The organism is Curtobacterium sp. B8 (assembly GCF_000333315.1).
Lineage (GTDB): Bacteria > Actinomycetota > Actinomycetes > Actinomycetales > Microbacteriaceae > Curtobacterium > Curtobacterium luteum.
The window spans coordinates 1-7,885 of sequence record NZ_BACW01000479.1; the positions used below are offsets into that span (position 1 = coordinate 1).

Here is a 7,885-nt window from a genome sequence, read left to right on the forward strand (position 1 = left end):
ATTGCACGGAGGAGATGCTGTGGTGTGAGAGCGGTACGGTTCGGCGGAGCTGCATCTGCTTTCCGGAGTGCTGCTGCTCAATGAGGACGCAGCCGTGTTCGACGAGATGCTCGACGGGTGGTGTTCGCAGATGGTCGGGGGCCGGAGCTTGCGGATGCCCACCGTGACGAACCGAATCCAGGTGGTGCGACAGTTCCAGCGGCACGCAGGGGAGTGGCCGTGGACGTGGTCCGCGGCGATGCTCGACGAGTGGATGACCGACCTGGTCGCGACGCACCGGCTCGCGGCGTCGACGCTGCGCCGCTATCAGGACACGATCCGGCAGTTCTGCGACTTCGTCTGCTCGCCGCACTACGGGTGGGTCGCAGAATGCGAGACCCGGTTCGGAACCACCCGGTCCAGATTTGTCACGAGTGGGACACTCCGGCGCACGTGCAGGAATCCGAGGCAAATCCTGCACGGCGGCCGCTCACCCGCGACGAGCTGCAGGCTGTGTTCGATCGGGCCGACGAGGAAGTCAGTCGGCGCCGCGACGCTGGCCGCAAGGGCGCCATCGCCGCGTACCATGACGCCACGATGCTCAAGGTCGCGCACGGCTGGGGGCGCCGAGCGAACGAAGCCGTCATGCTCGAGGTGCACGACTTCTACCGGAACCCCAAGGTGCCGATCTTCGATGGGTTCGGGTTCCTTCGCGTCCGTTCCGGGAAGGCGTCCCGTGGCTCGCCACCGAAACCGCGTGCCGTCGCGACCGTGATGCCATGGGCGGTTGACGCGGTCCGCGACTACCTCGACAACGTCCTGCCGATGATGCGAGGGGCTACCTCGACACGTGCGCTGTGGCTATCCGAGCGTGGCGCGCGGGTAGGGAAGCGCGCGCTCGGCGACCGCTTCGCGCAGTACCGCGATGAGCTCGGGTTGGATCGGGCGTTGACACCGCATTGCCTCCGGCACAGTTACGCGACGCACCTGATCGAGGACGGTCACGACCCGATGTTCGTGCAGCGGCAGCTCGGACACGCGTACCAGTCGACGACGGGGATCTACACGCACGTCTCGGCCGAGTTCGCCAACCGAATCCTGCGGGATGCACTCGATCGTGTGCCGCATCTCCTCAGCTTGAAGGGAACCCCGTGACTCATCAGCTCAGCTACGAATGGCGGCTGCGCGAGCAGATGGCTGCCGTCGGCATGTTCAGCACGACGAAACTCATCCCGCTGCTCGCCGAGCGTGGGATCACGCTTTCTGCGAGCCAGGTCTACCGACTCGTCGCGGAGCGTCCCGAGCGACTCAACCTGCAAGTGCTCGTCGCCTTGACGGACATTCTGCGCTGCACGAGCGGCCGGACTTCCTACTCGGCGGGAACCATGGTGCGTCGAACGAAGCAGCGCTGTCGGCGGCGGCCACTGACCAGACCCTCGACCCGCGCCACCGACTCGCGATCATCCTTGCCGTCGTCTACGGCATCCGCGTTCACCGCATCGCGGCACTCCCGATCAGCGCACTCCAGCTCGGCGACGACGACGCAAGTATCCGGCTGGGCACAATCGACCTTCGTCTGCCCGACATTGCTCGCCCGTGGGTGGAGGCAATCCGGTCAGGGATCGCAGTGAAACGTCGGCTTGGCGGCAGGGACGCTGACCCCGTTTGGATCTTTCCGGGCTATCGGCATGGTGACCATGTCCTGCCCTCGAGTCTCGCTGCGCAGCTGAGGCAGTTGGGCGTCGATCCCACCGTCGGACATCGCGCCGCCGCGGGGACCGTCGTCACGCAGGTCCCATCGGCTGTCGTCGCACGTGTGCTCGGCGTCAGCATCGCGACCGCGTCGACGTGGGCCCGCCTGGCGGGTACCCGACCGGGCGGGCCGGTGTCTCGGGAGTTCGATTGAGCTCACGGATCTCGCGGCGTGCGGTAGGTCGGCGTGCGCATGTCCGGGCGCTCGATCGTGCTCGTGCCGCTCAGATGCCGGTTCGGTTGCTGCGCCGTTCGATGAGGACGTTGTCGCGCCACTGGCCGGCCCAGGGCCCGTACATCATCAGCCCGACGCGTTCCCGGGTGCCGATTTCCCGGAAGCCGTGCCGAGCGTGGAGTGCACGGGATGCGGTGTTCTCGGGGAAAATCCCGGACTGGATCGTCCAGATCCCCGCGGCTTCGGTTGACGCGATCAGGGCGTCGAGGAGGACGTGCCCGACGCCTCGGCGGCGGGCTGCTGCGGCGACGTAGACGGAGTGCTCGACGACACCCCGGTACACCGGCCGGGCGGAGGTCGGGGAGACCGCCACCCAGCCGAGGACTTCATCACCGTCGACGGCGACGAACCGATGCTCGGGCAGCTTTGCGGCGTCGAACGCCGCCCAGGTCGGCGGCTCCGTTTCGAACGTCGCGTTCCCGGTGGCGATGCCCTCCCGGTAGGTCGCCTCGACACTGGGCCAGTCCGCGGCGACCATCGGCCGGATGCGACCGGGGTGTCGTCGGTCATGGGTGCAGCAGCTCGTCCTGGATGCGGGCGGCGACGGCGTCGCGCATGGGGCGGACGTCGTCGGGGGACCAAGACTCCGGGTCCGGGAACGACCACTGCAACACCGTCCCGCGGGGCGTCGCGGGCAGGTCGAGGCCGGGCTTCATCAGCACGACGACGTCGGCCTGATCCAGCAGCTCCGGGGTGACCCTCCGCGGGGTGTGGTCGCTGATGTCGAGGCCGAGTTCCGCGACGGTCGCGGCGATCGACGGGTTCACCTCGTCGGCGGGAGCGATTCCTGCGGAGGTGGCGGTGTAGCGGTCGTCGGCGGCGAGTTCGAGAAGGGCGGCGCCGAGTTGGGAACGGCCGGCATTGTGCTTGCAGATGAACAGCACGGTGGGCTTGTCGGTCATGCGGGGTCCGGTTCAGTTCGTGCGGCAGGAGCTGCTGGCGGGCGGAGCGGCCGACACGGGCGCCGCACAGCACGACGACCCCTCGGCCGCTTCGGTCGTAGCGGGAACACCGCAGGAGGATGAGCCGCCGACATCGGTGGCGCAGACGCCCGTCTCGGGGAGCACGAGCTGCACGTCGCGGGCGGCCTGGTGGTCGCCAGCGAGTTCCGCGGCGATGGAGCGGACCTGCTCGTAGCCGGTGAGGAGCAGGAACGTGGGGGCGCGGCCGTAGGACTTCATCCCGGCGATGAAGAAGTTCGGCTCCGGGTGCGCCAGCTCCGCGACACCGTGTGGGGGGACGGAGCCGCAGGAGTGCAGGTTCGGGTCGATCAGCGGCGCGAGCGCCCGGGGCGCTTCGACGATGTCGTCCAGGCCAAGGCGGATCTCGCGGAGCATGTCGAGGTCGGGCCGGAACCCGGTCGCGTTCACCACAACGTCGACCGTGACGGTGAACGGCTCCCCGGCGCGGCGGCCGATGACGGTGACCTGGTCGCCGTCGGGACGGACGTCGTCGATCTCGAACGACGCGAGCTGCTCGACCTGCCCGGACTCGACGAGGCCGTGCACGTTGGAGCCGAGCTGCCCGCGGGCGGCGAGCCCGTCGGCGGCGTCCGCACCGAGGCGAGCGGTGCCGGCGTTCCGGATCGCCCACAGCAGCGTCGTGCCCGGTTCGTCCTTCGCGAGGGCGGCGAGCTTGATGAGCGTGTTCGCGGCCGAGTGCCCGGCCCCGACGACGAGGACCCGCTTCCCGGCGAACCGGTCACGGTCCGCACCAAGCACGTCCGGGAGAGCGTGCATCACCCGGTCCCCGAGGTCCGCAGCGGGTGCGAGGCCCGCGGCGGTGAGCGGATTCGGGGACGTGTACGTGCCGGACGTGTCGACGACGGCGCGGGCGGTGACGTCCTCGACACCGTCGGCCGCGTGGAGGCGGAGGAGGAACGGGGTGTCGGCGCGGCCGGTGGAGCGCGTGCGGTCCATGCCCTGCCGGGACACCGCCTTCACGCGGACGCCGTACCGCATCACCGGCGCCAGCTCCGGCGTCTGGACGAGGGGTTCGAGGTACTGCTCGACGAGGTCGTGCCCGGTCGGCAGCGACGACCGGCGGGGCTCGGTCCAGCCAGTGTGTTCGAGGAGGCGGCGGGCGGCGTCGTCGATGACGTACCGCCACGGGGAGAACAGCCTGGTGTGCCCCCACGCACGGACAGACGTACCAACCGTGTCGCCGGCTTCGTAGACGACGACGGGCAGGCCCTGCTCGAGCAGGTGCGCGGCGGCGGCGAGTCCGACGGGGCCGGCGCCGATGACTGCGACGGGGAGCCCGGTGAGGCGGTCCGCGTCGGCCCGGGGTGGGACGGTGAGGGTGAGGGTCATGGGGGTGGTCCTTCCGGTGGTCAGGCGGATGCTTCGGTGGGCAGCAGCTCGGCCAGGAGCGCCTGCACGCGGGTCCTGATCTCGTCGCGGATGGGGCGGACGTCGTCGATGCCCTTCCCGGCGGGGTCGGTGAGGTCCCAGTCCTCGTACCGTTTGCCGGGGAAGACCGGGCACGCGTCGCCGCAGCCCATCGTGATCACCGCGTCGGACTCGCGGACAGCGTCGGTGGTGAGGATCTTCGGCTGGTTCGAGGCGATGTCGACGCCGTCCTCCGCCATCGCCTGGATCGCGACGGGGTTGATCTGGTCCTTCGGTGCGCTGCCGGCGGAGAGGACCTGGACGCGGTCGCCGCCGAGGGCCTTCGCGTAGCCGGCGGCCATCTGGGAGCGGCCGGCGTTGTGGACGCAGACGAACAGGATCGTGGGGGTCGCGGTCATGGCGGTGCTTTCGGTTCGGGCGGTCATCGGATGAGGGTGAGCCAGCCGGCGAGGGCTGTCAGGGTGACGGCGAGGACGGGGACGGTCAGCACGATGCCGGTGCGGAAGTACTGCCCCCAGCCGATGTGGATGCCCTTCCGATCGAGCACGTGCAACCACAGCAGCGTCGCCAGCGACCCGATCGGGGTGATCTTCGGCCCGAGGTCGGAACCGATGACGTTGGCGTAGATCATCACCTCATGGGTCAGCCCGGTCGCGCCGGCTCCGCCGATCGCGAGGGCGGCGATGAGGACGGTCGGCATGTTGTTCATCAGCGACGCGAGGATCGCGATCACGAACCCGACCCCGAGCGCGGTGACGAGGACCCCGTGGTCCCCGAACACCTCGAACAGCTTCGCGAGGTAGTCGGTGAGGCCCTGGTTCTGCAGCCCGTAGACGACGAGGTACATGCCGATCGAGAACAGCACGATCTGCCACGGCGCCTCCCGGATCGTCTTCCACACCGGAATCACCCGCCCCGACCCGCCACCGGTGCCACTACTGCCAGCGGTGACGGCGGCGGTGCCGCCGGTCGTGACGAGGACCGGGGACGCAGCCTGGCGGGCGAAGAGGAACGCGGGTTGCCGGGCGGCAACGAGAACGATCACGACCGCGCCGACACCCGCGACCGCGGCGAGGGGCACCCCGACGGGGTCGGCGGCGAAGTAGCCGACCAGCAGCACGGCGAGGACCACCCAGCCGGCTCGGAATGTCGCCCGGTCCTTCACCGCGGCGGCCGGACGGGTGAGAGCGAGGACGTCGTACCACTTCGGGATGCTCCTACCGAAGTACGCCAGCAGCATCCCGAGAGACGCCAGCACGGACACGATGCCGACGGGCACCATGACGGCGGCGTACTCGGCGAACCCGAGGCCGAAGTAGTCGGCGGAGACGATGTTGACCAGGTTCGACACCACCAGCGGCAGGCTGCCGGTGTCGGCGATGAACCCGGTGGCGAGGATGAACCCCAGCGCCGCCTTCGCCGGCATGTTCAACGCGCGGAGCATCCCGACGACGATCGGAGTGAGGATCAGCGCGGCCCCGTCGTTGGCGAACACGGCCGCGATGACCGCGCCGAGGCCGACGATCAGCACGAACAGCAGCCGACCGTTCCCGCGACCCCACCGGGCCACGTGGAGCGCTGCCCACTCGAAGAAGCCGGCCTCGTCGAGGATCAACGAGATCAGCACCACCGCGACGAACGTCAGCGTCGCGTTCCACACGATCCCGACCACCGTCGGCACGTCCCCGAGCCCGACGACCGTGGTCGCGAGGGCGACGACCGCGCCGATGAGGGCGGTGTAGCCGATCGGGAAGCCCTTGGGCTGCCAGATCACCACCACGAGCGTCGCGACGAAGATCGCCGCGGCGACGACCGCCAGCACCATCAGACGCCCACCCCGGCCTGGTTCGCTGCCGCGGCGGCGCGCTCCCAGCCCTGCGCGGCGACCTGCACGGCATCCCACGGGGACCCGAGCGGCGGCGTGTAGGACAGGTTCAGGTCGATGACGTCGTCGACGGTGAACCCGGCGTGAAGGGCGGTGGCGAAGGTGTCGATGCGCTTGCTGATCTCCGCGGACCGTCCCCCGACGATCTGCGCGCCGAGGAGCCGCCCGGACGTGTGGTCGCCGGTGACACTGATCGTCAACGGCACCGCACCCGGGTAGTACCGCTTGTGGTCATCCGCGACCGTCACCCGGGTCAACGGGGACACGTCCAGCGGTGCTGTTTCGTGGTGGCGGAGGCCGGTGCGGGCGGCGACCAGGTCGAACACCTTCACCACCTGCGTCCCCACCGAACCGGCGAAGGTCCGGGACCCACCGAGCATGTTCTCCCCGGCGACACGGCCCTGCTTGTGCGCCGTCGTCCCGAGGGGGAGCCACGTCGTGCCGAGGAGCCGGTGATGCGTCACGACGCAGTCACCAGCCGCCCACACGTGCGGCACCCCGGTACGCATCTGCTCGTCGACGACGATCGCGCCGGCCCGCCCGAGCTGCGCGCCTGCCGCAGCCGCGAGGTCCGTCACGGGCCGTACGCCGACGCAGACCACCACGAGCGCGAACGTGCCCTCCGCATCCCCGGCAGCCGTCGTCGTCGCCACCCGCCACTGCCCAGCTCCGGCCGGGGTGATGCCGGTGACCGTCGCCCCGGTCAGCACGGTTGCACCATGTCGGCGGACCTCCGCGGTGATGAGGGAACCGAGTTCCGGGTCGAGGGTGGAGAGCACTTCCGGTCCGCGCTGGATCAGCGTCGTGTCGAAGCCGCGGGCGACAAGGCCTTCGGTCATCTCGAGGCCGATGTAGCCGGCGCCGACGACCGCGACACGGCTGCCGGCAGGCAGAAGGTCCAGGGCGGCAACGAGCTGCTCCGCGTCGGTCATCGAGTGCAGTAGGTGAATGCCCGGCTCACCGAACGGGATCCCAGCCGGACGGACCGGCTCCGCGCCAGTCCCGATCAGCAGCTCGTCGTAGGCGATCTGCTCCTCACCAGCCGGGCCGGTGACAGAGAGCAGCTGGCGGTCGACGTCGACGGCGGAGGCCCATGTCGAGGAGCGGACCGTCATCCCGACGGCTTCCAGGTCAGCGCGGGTGCGGTGCGCGAGAGACGCCTCCGCGGCAACGTCGCCCGAGACCCAGTACGGGATGCCGCAGATGGAGAAGTTCGGGAACTCGTCGGCGAGAACCACCGTCACGTCGGTCGACGGGTCCAGCTCACGGGCGCGCAGCGCCGCGGCGATACCGGCGTCACTGCCCCCAACGGCAACAAGGTGAGTCATCGGAGTCGGTCCTCTGCAGGTCGATCGGAAGTCGAACAGGAACATCGACCGACCGCCTCGACGTCGACGACTTCCCGCAGCAGCTCGCGGACCTCATCGGTTTCTTCACCGGCATGGAGGCGTCGAACCCGCTCTCGCGCATCCGCGCAGTGCCCGGCTACGGTGACGTGCCGGAGTTCTGGCTGCTCGGTTCCTCGGGCTACAGCGCGCAGGTCGCCGGTGCGCTCGGTGTCTCGTTCGCGTTCGCGCACCACTTCGCGTCCGACAACACGAGGCAGCACTCGCGCTGTACCGCGACTCGTTCGGCCGTCGCGTTTCCGCCAGACCCCCGACGCGCTGATCGGCGTGCAGGTCG

Annotated in this window: 9 protein-coding genes and 1 pseudogene; 3 read left to right on the forward strand and 7 right to left on the reverse strand. The window is 69.8% G+C overall.

From position 1 onward, the window contains the following. Positions 1–205 (reverse strand): hypothetical protein (locus I59_RS23175; protein ID WP_222835015.1); only part of this gene is annotated, 205 nt, incomplete at its 3' end. Positions 206–432: 227 nt separating this feature from the next. Here I59_RS23175 and I59_RS19955 point away from each other — a divergent pair. Together I59_RS19955 and I59_RS23755 are read left to right on the forward strand one after the other, a co-directional pair. Further along, positions 433–1,134, forward strand: a complete 702-nt coding sequence (locus tag I59_RS19955; protein ID WP_261976574.1) for a tyrosine-type recombinase/integrase — start codon at positions 433–435, stop codon at positions 1,132–1,134. After that, complete coding sequence (locus tag I59_RS23755; protein WP_187289821.1) at positions 1,131–1,610, forward strand: helix-turn-helix transcriptional regulator; 480 nt, start codon at positions 1,131–1,133, stop codon at positions 1,608–1,610. Before I59_RS19955 ends, I59_RS23755 begins: the two co-directional genes overlap by 4 nt. A 345-nt stretch (positions 1,611–1,955) precedes the next feature. Here the strand turns inward: I59_RS23755 and I59_RS12300 are convergent, their stop codons facing one another. From I59_RS12300 to I59_RS12325, 6 genes are read right to left on the reverse strand one after another with little or no spacing between them, the layout of a single operon-like run. After that, positions 1,956–2,444, reverse strand: a complete 489-nt coding sequence (locus tag I59_RS12300; RefSeq protein WP_022904117.1) for a GNAT family N-acetyltransferase — start codon at positions 2,442–2,444, stop codon at positions 1,956–1,958. Positions 2,445–2,472: 28 nt separating this feature from the next. Then, positions 2,473–2,868 carry a low molecular weight phosphatase family protein gene (locus I59_RS12305; protein ID WP_022904118.1) on the reverse strand — a complete coding sequence of 132 codons (396 nt, stop codon included), beginning with the start codon at positions 2,866–2,868 and terminating at the stop codon, positions 2,473–2,475. Between the two features lie 12 nt (positions 2,869–2,880). After that, positions 2,881–4,278 (reverse strand): FAD-dependent oxidoreductase, encoded by a 1,398-nt coding sequence (locus I59_RS12310; protein ID WP_022904119.1) that lies wholly within the window; start codon positions 4,276–4,278, stop codon positions 2,881–2,883. Between the two features lie 20 nt (positions 4,279–4,298). Continuing rightward, on the reverse strand, positions 4,299–4,715 hold the full coding sequence (locus I59_RS12315) for an arsenate reductase ArsC (RefSeq protein ID WP_022904120.1): 417 nt from the start codon (positions 4,713–4,715) through the stop codon (positions 4,299–4,301). A gap of 23 nt (positions 4,716–4,738) precedes the next feature. After that, complete coding sequence (locus I59_RS12320) at positions 4,739–6,142, reverse strand: arsenic transporter (protein ID WP_022904121.1); 1,404 nt, start codon at positions 6,140–6,142, stop codon at positions 4,739–4,741. After that, on the reverse strand, positions 6,142–7,530 hold the full coding sequence (locus I59_RS12325) for an FAD-dependent oxidoreductase (protein ID WP_022904122.1): 1,389 nt from the start codon (positions 7,528–7,530) through the stop codon (positions 6,142–6,144). The genes I59_RS12320 and I59_RS12325 overlap by 1 nt, the downstream gene beginning before the upstream one ends. A gap of 113 nt (positions 7,531–7,643) precedes the next feature. On the opposite strand from I59_RS12325, the pseudogene I59_RS23180 reads away from it, so the two are divergent. Beyond that, positions 7,644–7,885, forward strand: a pseudogene (locus tag I59_RS23180) (alkanal monooxygenase); the annotation flags it as partial.

Coding starts and splice junctions, on each gene's coding strand:
- I59_RS12305 (WP_022904118.1), bottom strand. CDS start 2,868: ATGACCGACAAGCCCACCGTGCTGTTCATCTGCAAGCACAATGCCGGC.
- I59_RS12300 (WP_022904117.1), bottom strand. CDS start 2,444: ATGGTCGCCGCGGACTGGCCCAGTGTCGAGGCGACCTACCGGGAGGGC.
- I59_RS12325 (WP_022904122.1), bottom strand. CDS start 7,530: ATGACTCACCTTGTTGCCGTTGGGGGCAGTGACGCCGGTATCGCCGCG.
- I59_RS12320 (WP_022904121.1), bottom strand. CDS start 6,142: ATGGTGCTGGCGGTCGTCGCCGCGGCGATCTTCGTCGCGACGCTCGTG.
- I59_RS12315 (WP_022904120.1), bottom strand. CDS start 4,715: ATGACCGCGACCCCCACGATCCTGTTCGTCTGCGTCCACAACGCCGGC.
- I59_RS12310 (WP_022904119.1), bottom strand. CDS start 4,278: ATGACCCTCACCCTCACCGTCCCACCCCGGGCCGACGCGGACCGCCTC.